This window comes from Hartmannibacter diazotrophicus, from assembly GCF_900231165.1.
Classification (GTDB): Bacteria; Pseudomonadota; Alphaproteobacteria; order Rhizobiales; family Pleomorphomonadaceae; genus Hartmannibacter; species Hartmannibacter diazotrophicus.
Genome location: NZ_LT960614.1, coordinates 3,035,369 through 3,056,770, shown reverse-complemented (window position 1 = coordinate 3,056,770; position 21,402 = coordinate 3,035,369). Strand labels below are relative to the sequence as shown.

General features: G+C 60.8%; 23 protein-coding genes, 1 tRNA gene and 1 pseudogene. 17 read left to right on the top strand and 8 right to left on the bottom strand.

Annotated features, from left to right (window positions below):
• Positions 1-561: 561 nt before the first annotated feature.
• Positions 562-1,968 carry a putative bifunctional diguanylate cyclase/phosphodiesterase gene (locus HDIA_RS14295; protein ID WP_162292652.1) on the bottom strand — a complete coding sequence of 469 codons (1,407 nt, stop codon included), beginning with the start codon at positions 1,966-1,968 and terminating at the stop codon, positions 562-564.
• Between the two features lie 656 nt (positions 1,969-2,624).
• Between HDIA_RS14295 and HDIA_RS14290 the strand changes: the two genes are divergently transcribed.
• A complete protein-coding gene (locus tag HDIA_RS14290) occupies positions 2,625-2,891 on the top strand; it encodes an SEL1-like repeat protein (RefSeq protein ID WP_099556776.1) in 267 nt (88 codons plus the stop codon).
• A gap of 178 nt (positions 2,892-3,069) precedes the next feature.
• On the opposite strand, the gene HDIA_RS14285 is transcribed toward HDIA_RS14290, so the two are convergent.
• Complete coding sequence (locus HDIA_RS14285) at positions 3,070-3,303, bottom strand: hypothetical protein (protein ID WP_099556775.1); 234 nt, start codon at positions 3,301-3,303, stop codon at positions 3,070-3,072.
• Between the two features lie 741 nt (positions 3,304-4,044).
• Between HDIA_RS14285 and HDIA_RS14280 the strand changes: the two genes are divergently transcribed.
• From HDIA_RS14280 to HDIA_RS14265, 4 genes and pseudogenes are all read left to right on the top strand, one after another.
• Complete coding sequence (locus tag HDIA_RS14280; RefSeq protein ID WP_099556774.1) at positions 4,045-4,236, top strand: hypothetical protein; 192 nt, start codon at positions 4,045-4,047, stop codon at positions 4,234-4,236.
• 258 nt (positions 4,237-4,494) lie between these two features.
• Positions 4,495-5,547 (top strand): sensor histidine kinase, encoded by a 1,053-nt coding sequence (locus tag HDIA_RS14275; RefSeq protein ID WP_099556773.1) that lies wholly within the window; start codon positions 4,495-4,497, stop codon positions 5,545-5,547.
• A 76-nt stretch (positions 5,548-5,623) separates the two neighbouring features.
• On the top strand, positions 5,624-5,989 hold the full coding sequence (locus HDIA_RS14270) for a response regulator (protein WP_099556772.1): 366 nt from the start codon (positions 5,624-5,626) through the stop codon (positions 5,987-5,989).
• 36 nt (positions 5,990-6,025) lie between these two features.
• Positions 6,026-6,432, top strand: a pseudogene (locus HDIA_RS14265) (SOS response-associated peptidase family protein); the annotation flags it as partial.
• A gap of 87 nt (positions 6,433-6,519) precedes the next feature.
• Here the strand turns inward: HDIA_RS14265 and HDIA_RS14260 are convergent.
• The 4 genes from HDIA_RS14260 to HDIA_RS14245 all read right to left on the bottom strand — a co-directional run bounded on the left by HDIA_RS14260 (position 6,520) and on the right by HDIA_RS14245 (position 8,829).
• A tRNA-Val gene (locus tag HDIA_RS14260) sits at positions 6,520-6,594 on the bottom strand.
• Between the two features lie 128 nt (positions 6,595-6,722).
• The gene (locus HDIA_RS14255) at positions 6,723-7,415 is read right to left on the bottom strand and encodes an HAD family hydrolase (protein ID WP_099556770.1); all 693 of its coding nucleotides are present in this window, start codon (positions 7,413-7,415) and stop codon (positions 6,723-6,725) included.
• 48 nt (positions 7,416-7,463) lie between these two features.
• Positions 7,464-8,174, bottom strand: coding sequence for an HAD family hydrolase (locus HDIA_RS14250; RefSeq protein ID WP_099556769.1), 711 nt, complete (start codon positions 8,172-8,174; stop codon positions 7,464-7,466).
• A gap of 46 nt (positions 8,175-8,220) precedes the next feature.
• Positions 8,221-8,829, bottom strand: coding sequence for a LysE family translocator (locus HDIA_RS14245; protein ID WP_099556768.1), 609 nt, complete (start codon positions 8,827-8,829; stop codon positions 8,221-8,223).
• Positions 8,830-8,966: 137 nt separating this feature from the next.
• Between HDIA_RS14245 and rpiA the strand changes: the two genes are divergently transcribed.
• The 7 genes from rpiA to HDIA_RS14210 all read left to right on the top strand — a co-directional run bounded on the left by rpiA (position 8,967) and on the right by HDIA_RS14210 (position 15,009).
• A complete protein-coding gene (rpiA, locus tag HDIA_RS14240) occupies positions 8,967-9,665 on the top strand; it encodes a ribose-5-phosphate isomerase RpiA (RefSeq protein WP_099556767.1) in 699 nt (232 codons plus the stop codon).
• A 103-nt stretch (positions 9,666-9,768) separates the two neighbouring features.
• Positions 9,769-10,272: a DUF2059 domain-containing protein gene (locus HDIA_RS14235; protein WP_099556766.1), complete on the top strand. Its 504-nt coding sequence runs from the start codon at positions 9,769-9,771 to the stop codon at positions 10,270-10,272.
• A gap of 48 nt (positions 10,273-10,320) precedes the next feature.
• Positions 10,321-11,724, top strand: coding sequence for a glutathione-disulfide reductase (gene gor, locus HDIA_RS14230; protein WP_099556765.1), 1,404 nt, complete (start codon positions 10,321-10,323; stop codon positions 11,722-11,724).
• 85 nt (positions 11,725-11,809) lie between these two features.
• A complete protein-coding gene (locus HDIA_RS14225; RefSeq protein ID WP_099556764.1) occupies positions 11,810-12,244 on the top strand; it encodes a DUF1489 family protein in 435 nt (144 codons plus the stop codon).
• A gap of 94 nt (positions 12,245-12,338) precedes the next feature.
• A complete protein-coding gene (locus tag HDIA_RS14220; protein WP_099556763.1) occupies positions 12,339-12,830 on the top strand; it encodes a hypothetical protein in 492 nt (163 codons plus the stop codon).
• The gene (locus tag HDIA_RS14215) at positions 12,827-13,438 is read left to right on the top strand and encodes a gamma-glutamylcyclotransferase family protein (RefSeq protein WP_099556762.1); all 612 of its coding nucleotides are present in this window, start codon (positions 12,827-12,829) and stop codon (positions 13,436-13,438) included. Before HDIA_RS14220 ends, HDIA_RS14215 begins: the two co-directional genes overlap by 4 nt.
• A 191-nt stretch (positions 13,439-13,629) precedes the next feature.
• Positions 13,630-15,009: a class II 3-deoxy-7-phosphoheptulonate synthase gene (locus HDIA_RS14210; RefSeq protein ID WP_099556761.1), complete on the top strand. Its 1,380-nt coding sequence runs from the start codon at positions 13,630-13,632 to the stop codon at positions 15,007-15,009.
• 223 nt (positions 15,010-15,232) lie between these two features.
• Here the strand turns inward: HDIA_RS14210 and HDIA_RS14205 are convergent, their stop codons facing one another.
• On the bottom strand, positions 15,233-15,565 hold the full coding sequence (locus tag HDIA_RS14205) for a GYD domain-containing protein (protein WP_099556760.1): 333 nt from the start codon (positions 15,563-15,565) through the stop codon (positions 15,233-15,235).
• A 213-nt stretch (positions 15,566-15,778) separates the two neighbouring features.
• On the opposite strand from HDIA_RS14205, the gene HDIA_RS14200 reads away from it, so the two are divergent.
• The 5 genes from HDIA_RS14200 (at position 15,779) to HDIA_RS14180 (ending at position 20,744) form a co-directional block, all read left to right on the top strand.
• Positions 15,779-17,323 (top strand): HD-GYP domain-containing protein, encoded by a 1,545-nt coding sequence (locus HDIA_RS14200; protein ID WP_099556759.1) that lies wholly within the window; start codon positions 15,779-15,781, stop codon positions 17,321-17,323.
• 323 nt (positions 17,324-17,646) lie between these two features.
• On the top strand, positions 17,647-18,069 hold the full coding sequence (locus HDIA_RS14195; RefSeq protein ID WP_099556758.1) for a VOC family protein: 423 nt from the start codon (positions 17,647-17,649) through the stop codon (positions 18,067-18,069).
• 138 nt (positions 18,070-18,207) lie between these two features.
• Positions 18,208-18,690 carry a cupin domain-containing protein gene (locus tag HDIA_RS14190; RefSeq protein WP_099556757.1) on the top strand — a complete coding sequence of 161 codons (483 nt, stop codon included), beginning with the start codon at positions 18,208-18,210 and terminating at the stop codon, positions 18,688-18,690.
• Positions 18,691-18,931: 241 nt separating this feature from the next.
• Entirely contained in the window at positions 18,932-19,561 is a 630-nt protein-coding gene (locus HDIA_RS14185; protein WP_157775654.1) for a phosphatase PAP2 family protein, read from the top strand.
• A gap of 310 nt (positions 19,562-19,871) precedes the next feature.
• Positions 19,872-20,744: a glucosamine kinase nucleotide-binding domain-containing protein gene (locus HDIA_RS14180; protein ID WP_245884294.1), complete on the top strand. Its 873-nt coding sequence runs from the start codon at positions 19,872-19,874 to the stop codon at positions 20,742-20,744.
• Positions 20,745-20,890: 146 nt separating this feature from the next.
• Here the strand turns inward: HDIA_RS14180 and HDIA_RS14175 are convergent, their stop codons facing one another.
• Positions 20,891-21,328 (bottom strand): universal stress protein, encoded by a 438-nt coding sequence (locus HDIA_RS14175; protein ID WP_099556754.1) that lies wholly within the window; start codon positions 21,326-21,328, stop codon positions 20,891-20,893.
• Between the last annotated feature and the right edge of the window lie 74 nt (positions 21,329-21,402).

The window sequence follows — 21,402 nt, the reverse complement described above, 5'->3', positions numbered from 1 at the left end:
GTAGAGCGTATAAGAACGTTCCTTTTTGTGACAAAAGCAGTGGGTCACTAAGAGCAATCATCCAGATGATGCAAACTCTATCGCTGAATAGACTTGAGAGAAGCACATATTGATTGGGCGTCAGCTCCCATCACGCGGAAAAGGCGCCGCTGGCTTTGGTCCGCAAGGCGTGTTGAAGATTGCCTCGGCGAGATGATGCCGGTTCCACGCGATGCAGGAAGCCCTTCTGTTAAGGCACCTGTCGGAAATGTCAGCGCAGCAAGACAATGGGTAGAAGAAACTCATTTTTCAAACGCGGCGCAACGCTGGCGGAAGCTGGCATCGACAAGAATCTTGCCGATCGCGCCCGGAAATATGCGGTCATCCCGGAAGCGGAATTCAACTCGACACTCACGGACTGGCTGCGCGCGTCGAGGACGAAAACGAACGCATGACGCCAGAGCATTTCCGTTCAGAAATTGAGTCGCGGAAATACTCTATATCTTTGTTTTCACGCAAATTCGGGCAGCAATCCGGTTCCCACCCTCGCCTTCGCGAGGGCATGCTTTTCCTGGATTTTCTCTAGCGCGCCGTCGTTCCGGTGGCGATGCTCGCCGGTTCGTGCGTTCTCAGGAACTCGGCGATCTCTTCTGATGGCATCGCCTTGGCGAAGAGGAACCCCTGGCCGTATTCGCAGCCGAGGCGGTTCAGGATCTCAAGCTGCCCTTCATTTTCGATCCCCTCGGCGAGGGTCGTGACGCCGAGGCCATGGCCGAGACCGACGATGAGCTTGATGATCTTCATCTGCCGGTCGTCGTCGCCGAAGGCCGAGATGAAGCTGCGGTCGATCTTGATCTTGTCGAAGGGGATCTTGGCGATCTGCGAGAGGCTTGAAAAGCCGGTGCCGAAATCGTCGATGGCAATGCGCACGCCCGCGTTTCGCAGGTCGGTCATGATGGCGAGCGCCGCGTCCATCTCGCGCACGACGACGCTCTCGGTCAGTTCGATTTCGAGACGACTTGCCGGGAAGCCTGTCTTGCCGAGAATCTGGACGATGCGCAGCCCGAGCAGACGATCGGTCAGCTGGGAGGCCGAGAGATTGAAGGACAGCAGGAACCCGGCGGGCCACTCGACTGCGTCCCGGCATGCCTTTTCCAGCAGATTGCTGAAGAGGTCGGTGATCAGGCCTGCCTCCTCGGCAACTCCGATGAAGGACGCCGGCTGCATGACGGTGCCGTCGGCCCTGGGCCAGCGGGCCAATGCCTCGAAGCCGATGATCTCGCCGGTTTCCAGCCTGATGAGAGGCTGGTAGTGCGGCGTGATCTCGTTTGCAGCGATGGCCGACCGCAAATCCCGCTCGATCCTGATCTTCTCGTCGAGCACCGAATTCATGGAGGGGTCGTAGAGACAGACGTTGTTGGGTCCGTTGCGTTTGGCGACATACATGGCCACATCGGCCTGTCGCTCCGCCTCGCCGAGCGAGCCGTCCTTGCTGGCCTTGGTGGAAACGCCGACCGATGCGCCAACCGAGCACATCGTCTTGTCCAGGGCGATCGGCTCACAGATCGCGGCGACGATGTCGCGTCCCATCGTCAGGGCGGCGTCGTCGCCATCGCTCTCGGCGGCGATCAGGAATTCGTCGCCTCCCATGCGGGCAATCGTCGCCTGCGGCAGCCTGTTGCGCAAACGCTCGGCAACGACGCGCAGCAGCTCATCGCCGCCGTGGTGGCCCATGAGGTCGTTGATCCTCTTGAAGCCGTCGAGATCGATGGAAAAAATCGCGGGATGGGCGTGCAACGGCGGATCGTCGGCCTGCTTGACCCTTTCCATGTAGCGGCGATTGAACAGCCCGGTCAGGGCATCATGATTGGCCAGATAGTTTGCCTGCATCTCGGCCGCGTCACGGCGCACGATTTCCTTGCGCAGATCCTGAATACGGCGCCACCCGTAGACGAAGCCGCCCACGCCGGTGAGCAGGATGGCAAGCATCGCTTCATCCAGTTGCCAGCGTTCGTGCCCGGCAAGAAAATTGTCCAGATACTCGTGTAAATTGAACTTGTGCGCGAGTATCCAGACCAGGATGCCTGTAATCGCGATGATCCATTTGTCGCGGCGACTGCGCGACTCTGAATCACCCCAAGAAACCAAACTTTTCTTCATCATGTGTCGATGACTACAGGACTTCCCTTAAAGAATTCGTACAGGCGCGGTCTTCTGCCGTCTCCTTTATACAGGTCGCCATCGGGGCAGGGCTCAACGCATTCCCGTGTGCGCTCGCGGGCGGGGCAGCGGCCGGAGCAGGGGCCGTGACACCGGACGTGAGGGGGCCTCCAGTCTCCAGCCTCCAGTCGCCGATCGCTGCCTGTGTTGCGGGGGTCCGCTGTGTGAACGCATTATCGTGGTGAACAAGTTCTTTCCGGCAACCTCACAAAACTTCCGATAATTTGACGCCAATTTCGCGAAATTCCGCGATATCCAGAGTCAACGACAAGTAAAATTTACGGATCATTTGAAGTTTGTTTGAAGTAAATTAATCTCGTCATTTAACGACCGATTCAGCGGCTCGTCGCAAAATCCAGTCATCGAAAGGCGATAAGCCTGATGGCCGAAAGAAATTTGGCAAATAACTGGACAGGAGTTGCGTCATGGCTCGTTTGGAACTGAACAACCCGGAATTCGTCATGGATGGCCAGGCGGCCTCCGCCGACATCTTCTATGAAATGGGGATGATGTACATGATCGGCCGCTCGGTCGACGTGGATTTCGTCGCCGCGCACAAGTGGTTCAACCTTGCCGCCTTCCGGGGCAACAAGGATGCGGCCGCCTATCGCAAGGAAATCTCGGCCGAGATGTCGCCGTCCGACGTTGCCGAGGCCCAGCGCCAGGCGCGCGAGTGGCTTTCGCTGCACTGACCGGCCGCACACGCTGAAAGCGGTGCCGCTGCCGGAATCGGCGTCCGGTGCGACTCCAGGATGGAGGTCGCAGGGACAGATCCAAGGCACGCGACCGTGATGCCCGTGCGGTTCACCGCGCCGGCAGGGCGAGACGATGCGAGGGGATTTTGCGGCCCGTCCGGAAGGACGCCGCGCGTCAGTCGCGCGCGAAGGCCGCTATGGCGAAACCGGACGCTCCGATCGCGGCAGCGATCAGACCGGCATTCTGGTTGATGGACATGAACACCGGGTGCTCGGACAACGCATAAAGCGCCAGAGTCGACACCGACATCACGATGACGAGAGCCGCCCAAATCAGCAAAAAGAGCAGTCCAGCGAAGACGACACTGACGCTCTTCGGCAAAAGCCTCTCTCGGATGAAATACACCATGAGACTTCACTCCCTAGCAGCGAGGTTTCGCGTGCAAGGCCAAAACGCACACTTCCGCCTTCGGGGTGCCCGTTTTTTCCCGCCGTTTCCGCCTGCGATCGAAACGCGAGGTTCCGACAACAGGCCTTCATGCGGGAATAAAGCGGCAGCCTAGGAGAAGTTCCGAACTTTCAAGCAAATTATGGGCCGATTCCGGTCCATTAACGTTTGGCCGAAAAAGGGCTGTTTTCCGCTGCATTTTTTGGCCTGCGGAGAGACATATCACTGATATTTGTGGCGAAAATTCAACCAATTGCGTAATGGTTAATCAAGCGTAAACGAGATATCCGCAAGTGGCGGGAATCATGCGCAAAAGCGGTCTTGAATAAATTTTCCTCCGGTCATTGTAACCCTCGGAAAATAAGGCGAAATGTGGCGATTCGGTGCAATTTACGTCACAATTCGACTCGTGTTTGCGCATGCGTCAAGCTGGGTGCTATGCGCCAAATAATGAGCAGCCATGCATGTAAATCGGTCCTCGGCACACTCCCATGGACGGGGGCAGGGTTAAGAAACGGCGGCCGTCTATCGACATCATTGGCGATGGAGAGACGGCCATCGCGTTGGCGGCCACTTCTTCTGCCTGCCGGCTACTTCGGTTCGTAAATCTCGGCGATGTGGACGTCCGGCGAGTTGGCCAGTTTGCCGGCGTGTTGCTCCATGAAAGTCGCCAGGACCTTAGCGCCGGAGGACTTCTCCCGCATGGCGGACATCCTCGCCGGCATCAAGGGCGCCTTCGTCCTTTCGATCAACGATCGGCCGGAGGTGCGGGAGTGGTTCGGTGCCTTCCACCTTCAGAGCGTGCAGCTCAAATACACCGTCAGTGACGGGGCAGGGACTGCTGCGCAAGAAATTATCATATCAAACCGGAAGGTTGCGGGGAGGCTTCTTTGATTAGGATTCATGGTCCGTAATTAAATTGCTATGAAATTGGAAAAAAATACTCCTATTCTATTTTAGAATACAACCTATTATCTATGGACAATTAGAGGATTCGCAATTCATCGGCCGGTCATCCCAACAAAGTGTAGAGCCGATCCAGACAGCGCGTGATATGATTACTCAGAGCATCAGCCAATCGGCTGCATTTGACGGCGGTTCCGTTGAGTGATGGCTCGCTCTGCGAGTCTTCAGCTCTCAAGGACCCTTTCCATGTCAATGACCCAGACTGTTCGTTTCGAGGCGGCTAGCACGCTTGCCATCGTCGTCTCATCAAACGAACCGCTGCTTTTCCTGTCCGAAGACCAAAAGGTTATCGCAGCGAGCGCATCATTTTGCCAGACTTTCGAGATCGACCCAGCGACGGTTTCTGGCAAGGGATTGAGTGAACTCGGCGACGGCGAATGGGCAATGCCCAAGCTTACCTCACTGCTGAGAGCCACGGCTTCAGGAAGCGCGCAGATCGAAGCCTACGAAATCGACCTGAAACGGCAAAACCACAAAACACGGAGTTTGGTCGTCAACGCTCGCACGCTCGATGATGGAGACAAAGATCATATTCGCCTTCTGCTGGCGGTGACTGATGTAACCAATGCGCGCGCTGAAACCCGTCTGAAGGATGATCTGGTTCGCGAAAAGGCAATTCTTCTGCAGGAAGTCCAGCATCGGGTGGCCAACAGTCTCCAGATCATTGCAAGTGTTCTCATGCAGAGTGCGCGTCGGGTTCAGTCCGAGGAAGCGCGCGGGCACCTCCAAAACGCCCATCACAGGGTCATGTCCATTGCAGCCCTCCAGCGGCACCTCTCCATGGCCAGCGGGGGAACTGTTGAATTGCGCAGCTATTTCACGCAACTCAGCCAAAGCCTTGGCGCTTCGATGATATCCGATCCAGAGCGGCTCTCCATATCGGTGACGGTCGATGACAGCACCGTGGACGCGGACATTTCCGTCAGTCTGGGGCTTATCGTGACCGAGCTTGTCATCAACGCGCTCAAGCACGCCTTTCCCGATGAACAAGCGGGCACAATCGCGATCAACTATGGATCGGCGGGCAAGGACTGGACGCTTTCGGTCACAGATGACGGAATCGGCATGCCTGTGGGGGACGATGCACCCAAGGCGGGGCTCGGCACCGGCATTGTCGAGGCGCTGGCCAAGAATCTGCAAGGCGAAATCCAGTTAAGCGATACTGATCCGGGCACCGCCGTAACTATAAGCCATCAGGAAAGCACCGGTCTCCGGCCCGACCTCCCGGAGACTGCGTAGGAACTTAATTCAGTCCGAAGCACTTAAGCAGCTAGTGACGGAACTGCCCTGCCTGCCTACGCAATCCGAGTGGCCAATGAATAACGGCAAAAAAGTCGTCCTCGTTGTCGAAGACAACGCAATGATTCGCATGGGTGCCGTCGATCTGGTCATATCAGCCGGCTATGAAGCGCTAGAGGCGGGCGATGCGGATGAAGCGATACGCATCATGGAGTCGCGCGCCGATATCGATCTGGTGTTCACCGATGTTCAGATGCCGGGCACAATGGATGGCATCAAGCTATCCCACTACATCCGCGATCGATGGCCACCGGTGAAGCTGCTGATTGCGTCCGGCAATGCAATTCTTGACGAAAGCAGTTTGCCCACGGGGAGCAGGTTTTTCGCAAAGCCCTACAACGACCACGTCATCGTAGACGCCATGGCCCACCTGCTTTTGTAGCGACTAACAGCGCGGTCGATGGTCGAACACCGCTTCTCAAACACTCACTGGCGGCGCTGGCTGAGCGAGCCGCACCTCTGCGTGGTGCCGTTCACCTCCTTCAGCGAGTACGACACCGTCGACGGCAAGAAGGTGCCGGTCTGGTTCGCTCTCGACGAGAGCCGTCCGCTCGCCTTCTTCGCTGGTCTCTGGACCGAGTGGACATCCGTGCGCAAGGTGAAGGAAGGGGAGGTGACGGCCGACTTCTACGGCTTTCTGACCTGTGAGCCGAATGCCGAGATGAAACCGATCCATCCGAAGGCGATGCCCGTCATCCTGACGAAGCCGGAGGAAATCGATATCTGGCTCGACGCGCCAAGGGACGAGGCGACAGAATTGCAGCGGCCGTTGCGGATGGGACGCTCGAAATCGTGGCGCGGGGCGAGAGGCGGGACGACGGTTAAGCCAAGTCGAGCCTGGAACGGACGGTGTTCCTGTCCGCATTTCTGTCCGGAATTTAGGTCGCCATCTGTCTATCTTATTGAAAAATATGGTGGGCGCGACAGGGATTGAACCTGTGACCCCTCCCGTGTGAAGGGAGTGCTCTCCCGCTGAGCTACGCGCCCGATCCGGTTCCGAAGCGGCGCTTCGCGCGGCCCGGACAAATCGTGCGGCGATATAAGGGGCGAGCGGGGGGCAAGTCAAGCACCGTCAGGCGGTCAATGCCGCACTTTCCACGCCGTCATCCGGAGCTTCAGCCGAGCCGAGCCGCCATGGCGGGCGACAGGCGGGCGAGGGTGTCGCAAAGCTCGTCATAGTGATCGATGACGGCGTCGGCGCCGAGGTCGCGCACGGGAATGTCCGTATAGCCGAAGCTGACGCCGATGACCGGCACGCCGGCCGCTTTTGCTGCGTCGATGTCGGCGTAGGAATCCCCCACCATCACCGATGTCGCGGGATCGCCGCCGGCCGCTTCGATCGTTTTCAAGATATGGCCCGGATCGGGCTTGCGGACGGCAAAGCTGTCGCCGCCGCAGATCGCCGCGAAACGGGAGAGAAGATCGAGCTTCTCGAAAAGCTCGATGGCGAGCACGTGGCGCTTGTTGGTGCAGACCGCCAGGCGGATGCCGGCCTGTTCGAGCCGATCGAGGGCGTCGAGGGTTCCCGGAAAGGGCTGCGTCTCGTCGGCAACGTGGCGGATATAGAGATCGACGAAGCGCTCGGTCAGTGCTTCCAGCGCGGCATCGTCGACGGTCACGCCCGCAGCCTCCAGCCCGGCGGCGACCATGGCCTTGCCGCCGCGGCTGACGGTGACTTTGTGGGCGTTCGGGTCGAGGGGAGGCAGGCCCTCCTCGGCCATCAGATGGTTGACGGCGCCGATCAGGTCGGCGGCCGTATCGAGCAGGGTTCCATCGAGGTCGAAGACGACGAGAGGCGGGCGGGTCATGCGTCATCGATAGCTGGAGCCTTGGCGGGCTGCAAGGCGATTGGAGCGTCAGCCGGACGAATGCGGATGAAACAGCGGCACGAGTTCGCCGAGATGTTCGATCTCGTGATAGAGCGGCTCGTTCTGCGGCGGCTCGGCGTGTTCCAGCGCCCAACTCAGCGGATGCGGCACGAAGATGCCGTGAGCGCCCGCGGCGATTGCCGGCAGCACGTCGGACTTCAGGGAATTGCCGATCATCACGGCGCGGTCCGGGCCGTCGCCATGGCGGGCAAAGACGCGCTCGTAGGTCGCCATCGTCTTGTCGCTGACGATTTCCACGGCATCGAAGAAGTCGCCGAGGCCGGACTGGGCGAGCTTGCGCTCCTGGTCGAAGAGATCGCCCTTGGTGACGAGCACGAGCCGGTGGGTCTCGCTCAGGGCCTCCAGCGTCTCGCGGGCGTGGGGCAGGGTCTCGACCGGGTGGTCGATGAGAGCGCGGCCGTAGTTCATGATCTCCGCGATGGTCGCGGCATCGACCCGGCCGCTCGTCACCTCGATGGCGGTGTCGATCATGGAGAGGACGAAACCCTTGATGCCGAAACCGAAATAGGAAAGGTTGCGGCGCTCGGTCTCCAGCAGCCGGGCGGTTATCGTCTCCATGTCGGCATGGTCGGCAAGGAGTTCGGCGAAACGGGCCTCCGTCATCTTGAAGAAGTGCTCGTTCTGCCAGAGCGTGTCGTCGGCGTCGAAGCCGATGGTGGTCACGTCCGCAAGGCTCATCGCTGCCTCATTCGTTTCATTGTCCCTGTTTCACGGTGGGGTCTTGTCAGCTCCGGCGAAGGGCCGCAAGCCAGAGCCCGCCGCTCATGAGCACGGCGCCCGATATCCGGCCGATCAGCCGTCGGGCGCGTTCGGTCGAGAACAGCTGGCGGCTTGCGCCCGCGACGACCGCATAGCCGCTGTCGAAGAGCGCGGCCAGCGTGAGATAGGACACGGCCAGGAGGGCGAACTGGTCACCGGCCGGTTGCAACGGGGAAATGAACTGCGGGAAGAAGGCCGCCAGAAAGGCAAGGCTCTTCGGGTTGGCTAGACCGATCAGAAAGCCTCGCCTCGTCGCGCCGCCGAACCGGGCATCCGATGGCATTGGCCGGGAAGCATCACGCCAGGTCTTCAATCCCAGCCATACCAGATAGACGGCGCCGGCCCAGCGGATGACCTCGAAGGCTGCACCATAGGCCGCGACCAGCCACGTCAAGCCGAGCGCGACCATGAGAACCTGAACTGTCTGGGCGAGGGTCGTTCCGAGGACGGTCATCAGACCGGCTCTGACGCCATGTGAGGCGGCGACCGCGATGATCAGAGTGACGTTGGGGCCGGGTACCAGAATGACGAGGGTCGAGACGAGAAGAAAGCCGAGATAGAGATCGAGCGTCATGGAACCTCCATAGCCGTGAATTGGCCCGGCGACAGGTCGGCAGACTCTTTGCCCGTGCTGCGCATCGTGGTAAGGAGCCCGCAGTTTTCGGATCGGGCCTGAACCGGTCCCGATCGATCCAGGAGGAACCTTAGCCCATGAGTGCCGATGCCCTGAAGCGAGAAGCCGCCGCGATGGCGCTCGACCATGTCGAGGGCGGCATGCGTCTTGGTCTCGGCACCGGCTCCACGGCATCGTGGTTCGTGCGGCTGCTCGCCGACAAGGTGAAGGGCGGGCTCGATGTCATCGGCGTGCCGACCTCCGAGGCAACGGCGGCGCTGGCCCGGGAGGTTGGCGTGCGCCTCACGACGCTCGACGACGTTGGCGGCCTGGATCTTACCGTGGACGGAACGGACGAGTTCGACCCGGCCCTCAACCTCGTCAAGGGCGGCGGCGGGGCGCTTCTGCGCGAGAAGATCGTTGCCTCCGATTCGGAGCGAATGATCGTGATTGCCGACGACAGCAAGCGGGTGAAGGCCCTCGGCGCCTTTCCGCTGCCGATCGAAGTGGTCACCTTCGGGGCCGGCGCGACGCTGCGTGCCGTCGAAAAGGCAGCCGCAAGTGTCGGGCTTTCCGGGCCTTTGGTCTTCCGGTCGAGGGCGGACGGAAGCCGTTACGTCACCGATCAGGGCAACTGGATTGTCGATGCATCATTTCGCCAGATTTCGGACCCAAAAGCGCTCGCCCTCGCGCTTTCGGGCATTCCGGGCGTTGTGGAGCACGGGCTTTTCATCGATCTTGCGTCCATGATCATTCTCGCCGGCGCCGGTGGCGTCGAGCGCATCGATCCGGTTTGAGCCTTCGACCGAAGCCGTGTATTCCCGCTGAAGGCAAAGGGTCTATCGTCCTGTGTCGGCCCGTTCAGGTAACAGACAAAAGAGACGTCCCTGGAGGACATGAATGAAGACTTTCAAGATTTTCGGCAGCGCCGCCGCTTTCCTGCTGGCCGCGTCCCTCATGACGCTTCCGGCGGCTGCCGAGGACTTCACCCCCGAGCATCTCGCCGCCGCGCAAAAGGCCATCCAAGCGGCCCACGCTTCGGAGACCTTCGACCAGATTCTCCCCGTGCTGGCCGACCAGACCAAGTCGCTGTTCCAGCGCTCCAATCCGGCGGCGATCAAGGACATCGACGAAGTCGTCGATTCGGTCGCGCTGAACCTTGCCAAGCGCCGACCGGAGTTGCAGGCCGAGCTGCAGCGGGTCTGGGCCGCACGGCTCTCCATAGAAGAACTGCAGACGGTGACGGCGTTCTACGAGTCGCCGACGGGCAAGAAGTTCGGCGAACTGATGCCGGCCATCCTGCAGGACTCGGTGCGTGTCGCCGGCGTCTGGCGCGATGCGCTGTCGAGCGAGATCGTGACGAAGTCGCGCGAGGAGCTGAAGAAGCGCGGCTACAACTTCTGATCCGAAGTTGCCGCCGATTGTCTGACTGCCGAACATCCGGGATGAGCCATGCCGACCTACGACTATGATCTCTTCGTCATCGGGGCAGGGTCTGGCGGCGTGCGCGCGGCGCGTATCGCCTCCGGCTATGGCGCGCGGGTGGCGATCGCCGAGGAGTACCGGGTCGGCGGGACTTGCGTCATTCGCGGCTGCGTGCCGAAAAAGCTGCTGGTTTACGCATCCCGCTTCGGTGACGAGTTCGAAGATGCGGCCGGCTTTGGCTGGAGCGTGGGCGAGACGTCCTTCGACTGGGCAACGCTAATCGGCAACAAGGACAAGGAAATCGACAGGCTCGAGAGGGCCTATGTCAGCAATCTGGAAAAGGCCAAGGTCGAGATCATTCCCGCCCGGGGCGAGCTGACTGATGCGCACACCGTCCGCCTGTCGACGGGGCGGAGCGTCACCGCCGAACGGATCCTGATTGCGACCGGCGGGCGGCCGTTCGTGCCAGAGTTTCCGGGCCGCGAGCATGTGATCACCTCCAACGAGGCCTTTCATCTGGCCGAGTTGCCCAAGCGTGTCGTCGTCCTTGGCGGCGGATACATCGCCAGCGAATTCGCCTGCATCTTCGCCGGTCTTGGCGCCAAGACGACGCAGCTTTACCGGGGCAAGCAGATCCTGCGCGGTTTCGATGTCGAGCTTGCCGGCGCGGTCCAGGAAGAGATGATCAAGCGCGGTGTCGACGTGCGCGTCGGGACGGATGTCGTGTCGGTCGAAAAGACCGACGCGGGCTTCCGCGTTCGCACCACGACGGGCGATACGATCGAAACCGATTGCGTCATGGCCGCCACCGGCCGCGTGCCCAATACTAACGGTCTCGGGCTTGAGACCGCCGGTGTCGAGACCAAGGCCAATGGGGCTATCGCCGTCGATGCGATGTCGCAGACGTCGGCGCCGAACATCTACGCCGTCGGCGACGTCACGGACCGGGTCAACCTGACCCCGGTGGCGATCCGTGAAGGCCATGCCTTCGCCGATACCGTTTATGGCGGTAAGGAGGTCGTGGTCGACCATTCGCTCATTCCGACCGCCGTCTTCACGACGCCGGAGCTTGGCACCGTCGGGCTGACGCAGGAGCAGGCGCTGGAGCGCTGCGGCGCGCTCGACATCTACAGGGCCCGCTTCCGGCCGATGAAGATGACGCTGGCGGGACGCGACGAGAAGATGTTCATGAAGCTTCTCGTCGACATGGAGACGGACAAGGTGCTCGGCGCCCACATCATGGGCCCCGATGCCGGAGAGTTCGCGCAGCTTCTGGGCATTGTCATTTCCATGGGCGCGCGCAAGGCGGACTTCGACCGGACCATGGCCGTTCACCCGACGGCGACGGAGGAACTGGTGACGATGCGCACGCCGTCGGAAAGCATCCGCCGCGAGGAAGTGCTCGAACCGAGCCCCGTCAACATGGAGTGACGGAACGGCCTCAAGCCGCCTGATTGCTGTGGACGTTCCGCCGGATTGATTTGACCTTTTTGGCCCGCTCGGCTCCATTCGGCACATGACCATCCATCTCATCAAGCTTTGCGTCGGGGCCGAAAGCGTCGAGGATCTGCAGTCGTGGATCGACGAGCGCATGGCCGTGCGCCGGCGCGACGGACGGCCGATCGAGCAGATCCACACGACGCGGATGTTTCCCAAGAGAGTTTCCGAGATTCTCGACGGCGGGTCGCTCTACTGGGTGATCAAGGGGCTCGTTCTGGTCCGGCAGCCAATCGCGGATCTTCGCCCGGTCAAGGGCGAAGACGGCATTTCCCGCTGCGAGATCGTGCTTGAACCGGTGCTGACCCGCACGGCGCCGCAGCCGAGGCGTCCGTTCCAGGGCTGGCGCTATCTGACGCCGAAAGACGCGCCGCGCGACATCGGCCTTGTCGGGGTGGACGACGGCATGCCGGAGGATATGCGCCGGGCGCTGGGCGAGTTGGGGCTGATCTGACACTGCAAGCCTGTCCCGCAGATCGAATTTTCGGGAACTTGCCGCAGCCGGTGCCGGAAAACATAATGCAGCATCCTGATCGGGAGGTTCGGCAATGGCGGTCCCCGCACTCGGAAAGACATTTGCTTCTGTTTTCGCCGCGCTGATTGCGGTTGCCGGTTTCGCACTTCCGGCCCGTGCCGATGTCGACGGACCGGCGGCCGCGGCGATCAACGACCAGCTCGAAAAAACCATCCTGCAATGCTTCTCGATGGGCGAGGAAAAGCCCTGCAAGATGTCGGAGCTGTTCTTGAACGGAAGCGTCTTCTACGGCGACTATTCGGGCGATGGCGTCGATGACGCGGTGGCGTTCCTCTATATGCAGAATGCCGGCGGCGGAAATTCCTTCGACATCAACATCTGGGCCTTCAAGGGCGCCGCTGGCGGCTTTGCCTTCGATCGCGAGGTTCAGGACGTTTTCGGCACGGAGCCGCGCAACGCGAAATTCTCCAAGGGCAAGCTGGCGATCACAACGACCATGCCGAAGCCCGGCGATCCGCGATGCTGTCCGACGGGCAAGAAGACGTGGACCATTGGCCTGAAATGACGAGACAGCACAAGGACGGGGCGGCCGGCGACCGGATCGTCGGGTATGTCGGCTACGGATCGTTGGTGAACCGCGAAACGCTGCGGACCGATTTCGTCGATCTCGTTCCCTGCCGGCTTTCCGGCTGGCGACGGGCCTGGCGCCACCGCATCCTTCGATCCTCCGGCCAGACGCAGACCGTGCTGACGGCGATGGCCGATGCGGCTGCCTCGATCGACGGGGTGGTCGTGCTCGACCGGCTGGACAACCTGCCGCTCGTCGACGCGCGCGAGCGCGGCTATGACCGCCATCCGGTCGACCGGTCGATGCTGGAGATCGACGGCATCCTTCCGCCAGAGATCGATCTCTATGTCTATGTTTCCCGTTCGCCGCATCTTGGCGGGCCGGAAGAGAGCCATCCGGTGCCGCTCTCCTATGTGGATGTGGTGATGGCGGGTTACGTGCGGCTGTTCGGCCGGGCAGGGGCCCAGCGCTTCGTCGCCTCGACCGACGGGTGGGACGTTCCGCGTCTCGACGACCGCGCCGCGCCGACCTATCCGCGCGCCATTGCTTGCGATCCGGACCTCGAAACCCTTGTCGACGACCTCATGGCGGCCGCAAGGGCCTGACCCCGCGCGTTAGCCATATGGGCCGAATGCCGCATGGCTCGCCTTGCCTGAATTGGCGTCACCCATGTATGAAAAGTGGCAATACTTGGAAAGGCCGTTTATAAGGCCGGTCTGCGTTGTAACCTTAGCTTTTGACTTTCCGGGTGCCGGACACCAAATGGCTGTCACCCGGAGTTGATGAGACCATTGCCATGACCAAGACCTGGAAGCCCGACACCTGGAGATCGCTGCCGATCGAACAGGTCCCGCACTATCCCGACGCGGGCAAGCTCGCCGAAGTGGAAGCCCGGCTTGCGAGCTATCCACCGCTGGTCTTTGCGGGCGAGGCACGGGCGCTGAAGGCGCAGCTTGCCGACGTTGCGGCGGGCAAGGCGTTCCTGCTTCAGGGCGGTGACTGCGCCGAGAGCTTCGCCGAGCATGGCGCGGACAATATCCGCGACTTCTTCCGCGTGTTCCTGCAGATGGCGGTGGTGCTGACCTATGCGGCGTCGCAGCCGGTGGTGAAGGTCGGCCGCATCGCCGGCCAGTTCGCCAAGCCGCGCTCGTCGAATATCGAGCGCCAGGGTGAGGTCGAGTTGCCGTCCTACCGCGGCGACATCATCAACGGCATCGAGTTCACGCCCGAGGCGCGCATTCCCGATCCGAACCGTCTGGAAATGGCCTATCGCCAGTCGGCGGCGACGCTGAACCTTCTGCGCGCCTTCGCGCAGGGCGGCTATGCCAACCTCGACAACGTGCACCAGTGGATGCTCGGCTTCCTGTCGGACAGCCCGCAGGCGAGCCGCTATCAGCTGATCGCGGACCGGATTTCCGAGGCGCTGGCCTTCATGCGGGCCTGCGGCATCGATCCGGCGCGTCATCCCGAACTGCGCTCGACCGACATCTACACCAGTCACGAGGCGCTGTTGCTCGGCTACGAGCAGGCGCTGACGCGCGTCGATTCCACGACCGGCGACTGGTACGCGACGTCGGGCCACATGATCTGGATCGGCGACCGCACGCGTCAGGCCGACCACGCGCATGTGGAATATTTCCGCGGCATCAAGAACCCGGTCGGGCTCAAGTGCGGCCCGTCGATGACGCCGGACGGCCTGCTGCGCCTGATCGACATGCTCAACCCGGCGAACGAGCCCGGCCGCCTGACGCTGATCGGCCGCTTCGGCGCGGGCAAGGTGGGCGACCATCTGCCGCCGCTGGTGCGGGCTGTGGAGCGGGAAGGACGCTCGGTCGTGTGGTCCTGCGATCCGATGCATGGCAACACGATCACGATGGCCGGCTACAAGACGCGCCCCTTCGACAAGGTTCTGTCCGAGGTCGAGGACTTCTTCGCGATCCACCGCGCCGAGGGCACCTATGCCGGCGGCATCCACATCGAGATGACCGGCAAGAACGTGACGGAGTGCACGGGCGGTGCGAAGGCGATCAGCGCCGACGACCTCTCCGACCGTTATCACACCCATTGCGATCCGCGCCTCAACGCCGACCAGGCGATCGAACTTGCCTTCCTCGTTGCGGAAAACCTGAAGAAGGAACGCGAGGACAAGCAGTTCGCGCAGGTCGCGAACGGGTAAGCGTCGGGCTGACAGCTCGATTGACTTCAGACGAACGGCGCGGAGACAATCCGCGCCGTTTGTGTTTTGGCGTAGGGCGTTCCGATTCAGGGTCGCCTGGTGATCATGGCGAGATCGGACGCCATCGCGCGCCTCTCGGACTTCGCGCAGCCCGGCAAATCGAAATCGCGTATGGGCCGCCCCGGTTCAAGATTGCCCGGGGCGTCGTCTCCTTGGTGCGATATCAGCTTGTCGCGGGCTTGTAGATCGCCGCTGTCTTCTGGGCGACTGTCATCGCTGCCATGGCTTCGGTCGGCGTCATGAGTTTTGTCGTGGCACCCGCCGAAAATGCGCCGGATGCGCCGATGGTCAGCGCTGCCGCTGCCATGGCCTTGTCGTCGGGCGCTTCGACCAGCGCAACAACGTCTTCCGATCCGAAACAGAAAAACAGATGATGGAGCTTGCCTCCCATCGCCTCGATCATCGGACGCGCTGCGGCCTCGCGATCCTGGGGTTTGTCGACCATCGCCTTCAGCGCAGCGGCCGTATAGCGACCCTGAAACATATAAAAAGGCATTGAATTTGCTCCCTTGGATTTGTCGACGCAGAGATATTTTGGTTCTTCATTTATTTCTCTGTCGATCTAACATTTATACAATAGTTTTTATTTAAAGCCCAATATAATAAATTTTGTTTATATTATGATTTATTGTTACGTGGTCTATTGTATTGTTTGGGTTTGCATTATCGTGATTTTCGATTTTCCCATCGAGCGTGATGGTTGGGCACAATGTCCCAGATGGGCTCTGGAGTGCCATCGGCGGTCCTCCTCGCAGCATCCAGAGCGCTTCCATCCCATAAGAAAGTTACACGGGGAGATACTCCGGCTGCTGGTGAATGGCCGGGGCAGATCCGGCATCCGCATTTGCCGGACGTGCGTCGACGCCTCTCGCCACCGTCCAATGACGAATTCGGAGTGCGCGTCTCAGTTTTAAATTCCATGGAGGTCGCGCTTGCGACTTGTTTTTTCTTTTTTCTTCAAAACAATTTCCGAGATAACACTCTCAGCCCACTCATACTTTACAAATTTGACATCTTTTTTTGGAAATTGATCGAACTGCGTCATTTCGATTTAAGCAATTTTGAACAGTTGCAGGGCAATAATTCTAGAGATGCTTTTCATTTGAACCTGTTGGTTTGGCTCGTGCAAATTTCCTGTGTTCCAATTCTTTACTTCTCTGAAGAGCCTGCACGAGAGCTTGCCGTTATTCTCGGGCGGTCGGGATTGACCGTGCAACTCTGTTCGCTGGACAGGCTGGTCAACATTCCTCCTGCATCCGCCTATATCGTTGTCGAGGAGAGGGGTCTTGATGCCTCCCGGACCTGGACCGAGCGCGCCGGCTCCAAGGCGCTCGGACGCACCATGGTCTGGGGACGGAATATCAGCGGCCGGGATATCTGCGATTTGCAGCAGTATGGCATTGGATATGTCTGCAAGGCCGGGCCCAAGATCGACGCAGTCCTCAAAATCCTCGGGACGCTCGACGCCACGTCGATGATGGCGGCGGTGCGCCAAAGGGAAGATGCCCAGCATGCGGCACAATCGATCTTCCACAACACGATCGCGTCATTCGAGCTTTTCGGTTCCCAGGAGACCTTCAACCGCGATTTCTATCTGGGCTTGGGAGACGACTTTGCTTCCCAGATCGAGCGGACGCCGCTCTTTCACCTGATCGACGCGATTGCCAGGAATCAGGACACGACGATACAGCACTGTTCGCTGGTCACGACCGTCGCCGTTGCTTTTGGCGGTGCATTGGGCCTTTCGGCGCAAGAAAACAAGCGCATCTTCATGGCGGCCTTCTTTCACGATATCGGCAAGGTGGCGATTCCAAAGTCCATCATCGACAAGCCGTCGCGGTTGACCACGGAAGAAATGCGCCTCATGCGCACGCATGCCTCTGTCGGCTACGACATGCTGTCGCGGTTTCCGGAGACGGCTGGCGAGATCGCCGACGTTGCGCTGCACCACCACGAAATGCTGGATGGCTCTGGATATCCTCAAGGCCTGAAGGGATCGGAGATCTCCGATCTCATTCGCATCATTACCATCTGCGATATCTTCTCGGCCCTGATCGAGCGCCGGGCCTACAAGCCGCCGATGCCGGCGGAGGAGGCCTTCGCGATTTTGAAGTCAATGGCCGACGACGGTAAACTCGACCCCGATCTCGTGGCGCTGTTTGGACCCCTGGCCGAAGCCATTTCCTTTCCCGGCAGCCGAATGGAGCCGTCCTCGTTGCCGACGAAACACTATCCGGTCGCTGCCCGTGCATGATCCTCACACGGTGTCGGGAGGGAGTCGCCTTTTCGCTTGAGCGCCTCCGCCGCCGGCCGCACTCTGACTGCCTACCATCGGCAGGAATCACAAACCATTACAGACGCCTGTCATTTCAAGGGTCTGGCCCCTGGCGACATCGCCGCAAGACGAGAATCTTGATTTGTCGTTCCGATTGGCGGAAGATCAAGGGGTCTGAAACAGGTTAGGTCGGTGCGGTTGGCCCGGCCCCCGCACTTGCGGGTCCTTCCGTCATTGCGGTGACGGCCCAAGACTTTCACGTTTCGCAGCTATCGCGCGAAAACGAATGAGAGGACTTGGGCATGCAACAGCAAATCTCCGTCATAACTCTTGGCGTTTCGGACCTCGGCCGCTCGCGGCACTTCTATGTGCATGGTTTCGGCTGGACACCTGTCTTCGAGAATGAAGACATCATCTTCTACCAGATGAATGGCCTTGTGCTTGGAACGTGGAACCGGGATGCCCTGGCCGCGGACATGACCCGCGACTGTTCCGCAGGGGCGGGCTCCTATGCCCTGGCCCATAATGTCTCCGGTATGGGCGAGGTCGTGGCGGTCATTCGGCGGCTCGTGAAGGCAGGCGGCACTTTGCTTCGCGAGGCTGACGCGCCTCCCCATGGCGGCTTTCGCGGGTATGTCGGCGATCCGGATGGACACGCTTGGGAGATCGCGTGGAACCCGGCGTGGACGATCGATGAAGCCGGTCATGTGTTTTTCGCTGTCTAGGGCGGTGTGAGGCGCTGGGGGAGCGACATTGGCGCCGCAACATTCCTGACAGGCCTTGTCAGGATCGTTGGCTCAACCGGCTTGAGTCCCCTGGGCATTGCTCGCATCCTCGCCATGCCGCCACGCGAAAGGTGCCCCATGCCCAGGAAGATCAATCTCCTCGCTCTCGACCCGTTCATCGGCACGCTCTATCCGCCGCCGTTCTGCGATCCCTGCCTTGCGCGGGAACGAACGAAGCTCGGCGATGCGGCCGGGCTGACGCAATTCGGTGTCAACCTCCTGCGCCTGCCACCCGGGGCATGGTCGAGCCAGCGGCACTGGCATACGGAAGAGGACGAGTTCGTCTATGTCGTTGCCGGAAAGGTCGTGCTGGTGACGGACGACGGCGAGGAGACCCTCGAGGCTGGGGACTGCGCCGGCTTCAAGGCCGGAGAGGCCGATGGCCATCACCTGCAGAACAGGTCGGACAAGGATGCGCTGGTGCTGGAGGTCGGCTCACGGATCGGGACCGACGCCGCCCATTACTCCGACATCGACATGTTGGCGCCCGCAGGCGGCGTGCCGGCGATCTATACCCATCGTGACGGTACGCCCTATGCCGATATTAGCCGGCGCCGTTGAGGAGGGTGCTGGGGAATATGCCAAGATATTGAATTTGAAATGTTTTTCTTCAGAATGTTAACGTAAAGTTACTTTTTTGCGGTGCACGCAACCCCAAACAGCTTTCAATGCGATTCAAGTCGATATATGACAAAAAAATGACAGCTCATATATTTTTGGGGCAGTAAAAATGTATGATTTTTTTCGCCTGTTTGATTATCCTATCATCTTGGCGCTCAGTAGTATTTCTCGGAAAAGCGAGTTGTTCGACATCTTTGTTGTCGATACACTGACCAAGAATTCTTTCAAGATGTTGCCTATGGTCGTTTACATCGTGTACGAGTCCTTTGCAGGCAATCGTACTGACCGCAACAAGAACTTTGCGGTCTTCACGCTGCTCGGCGCTTTCATCGCTCTGGTGGTGTCGCGGGCCATTCAGGATCTTTCGCCGCATCATCCGCGTCCGCTTTATGCGGGCATCGAAGGGTTCGTGGTTCCGTTCGGCGTTCCGCCGGATTTCCTGTCCGACTGGAGTTCCTTTCCGAGCGACACGGCCGCGCTGGCCTTCGCGCTGGCGACCGCGATCTGGTTCGTGTCGCGGCGGATGGGCCTCTTCTTTTTCTTCTGGTCGATCGTCGTCGTGAGCTTCCCGCGCGTTTATGCCGGCTACCACTATCCGAGCGACGTCTTCTGCGGCGCACTACTCGGCATCGCTTCGACCGTTCTGGCCCACTACCTGTTCACGCGGAGGATCGAGAATTTGGTTTCCTTCTTCGCGAGCAGATACGAACGCGTCTATATGCTGTTCGTCGTCTTCTGCCTGTTCGAGGTGGCCACCGTGTTCGGCGATCTGCGTGAATCGGCAATGACGCTGCTGCCGCTGTTGCACTGACAGCGGCACGATACGCGCGTCCAGGACGGACCGGTTCGAGATTTGATCAGCCCGGCGGACAGTCGTGTCGCCGGGCTGATTGGTTTTGCGGGGATGGGGGAGGGGGCCGCACCATGGCCGGATGCCGGCCGTGAGGCGCCTCGGCGTTGTCATGGCGACCGTTCGCCTCTTCTACGGCCCCGCGCGTTGCGGATGACTTCCTGCCGCCCGGTCTGGTGTATAGGCTTTTCTGGAACCCCCGGACGGCCTGAACCGACTGATTCCTCAGGCGCCGAACGCGAGGGGCAGTGGAGCCGGCATCTTGGACCAGGTGATCTATTTTCTCGGGGTCGACGGAGGCGGCACGGGATGCCGCGCGCGGCTGACCGACACTGCCGGGCGCGTGCTCGGGCTTGGAAGCGGCGGGCCGGCCAACCTGACCGCCGGAGTTGCACCGGTGATCGCCTCGGTGCTTGGCGCCGCGCGGGACGCTTTTGAAGCGGCCGGACTTGGCGCGGAGGCAATGGAAGCGACCGCCGCGGGACTGGGGCTTGCGGGCGCGAATGCATCCGGCCTTGCCGGAGCGCTGCTGGAGCAGCCGCATCCCTTCGCCTTTCTGACGCTCGGCTCCGATGCTGAAATTGCCTGCCTCGGCGCCCATCGCGGCGAGGATGGGGGGATCCTCATCCTCGGCACAGGCAGCCAGGGCGTCATTTCCGCCGGGGGACGCACGCAGACCGTCGGCGGTTGGGGCTTTGCGCTTTCCGATGGCGGGTCCGGCGCGGTGCTTGGCCGTGCGGCGCTGCGCCGGGCGCTGCTGGGGCATGAACGGATCGCGTCGTCGTCACCCTTCACCGCCGCGATCTTGGCCACCTTCGACAATGCGCCGGAGCGGATGCTGGCCTTCGCGCTGAAGGCGGTTCCGGCAGATTGGGCACGTTTTGCGCCGCAGGTGTTCGAGCACGCGGCACGCGGCGATCCGGTTGCCCGGGAACTCCTGGAAGGGGCTTCGGGCGAGGTGACGGGGCTGATCGACCGGATGATCGGGCTTGGGGCGGAACGTATCGCGCTGATGGGCGGGCTTGCCGCCTCCTATCGGCCGCATCTGCCCTCCCGCCTTGCGTCGTGGCTTGTCGAGCCGCAGGGGGATGCGCTGGACGGCGCGCTGGCGCTCGCCCGAGCGAGCCTTGCCCGCGAGCACTGAGCGCACCCGGCAGGACCACTCCAGAAACGAAAAATCCATCCGCAGCCGAACTGCGGATGGATGTGTCTGTCAACGTACCTCCGCGCTGGACGGCACGACCTTCCGTGCCTCTGCAACAGACGGCACGAATAGGGGATCCGCGGGGATCAGCGGAAGACGAGAACGGGCAGTTTGGTGTGGGTCAGGACCTTCTGGGTCTGGCTGCCGAGGACGATCGATCCGACGCCGCCGCGCCCATGGGTCGCCATGGCGATCAGGTCACAGCCCTTCTTGGTGGCCGTTTCGATGATCGACTCGAAGGGGCGGTCGTTCTCGATCTCCACCGTGTCGAGCTCCACGCCGAGCGCGGCTGCCTTTTCCTTGGCGACGCCCAGATACTGAGCTGCCTTTTCCCAGATCTGCTTGTCGTATTCGGAGCGCAGATTGGAGATGCGGTTCGATTCACTGGCGAAGATATGGAACGGCTCCACCACCACAACGGCCGTCACGCGCGCGCCCAAGGCCTTCGCAAGTTCCAGCCCCTTGTCGACTGCAATATACGAAAGCGGCGAACCATCCGTTGGGATCAGAATATGTTTGTACATCGTTTTCTCCCCTTTCTTTCGAGAAGAGAAACTAGTCGCGTTCCGGCCGGTCCGCATTGATGCGGATCAAACAT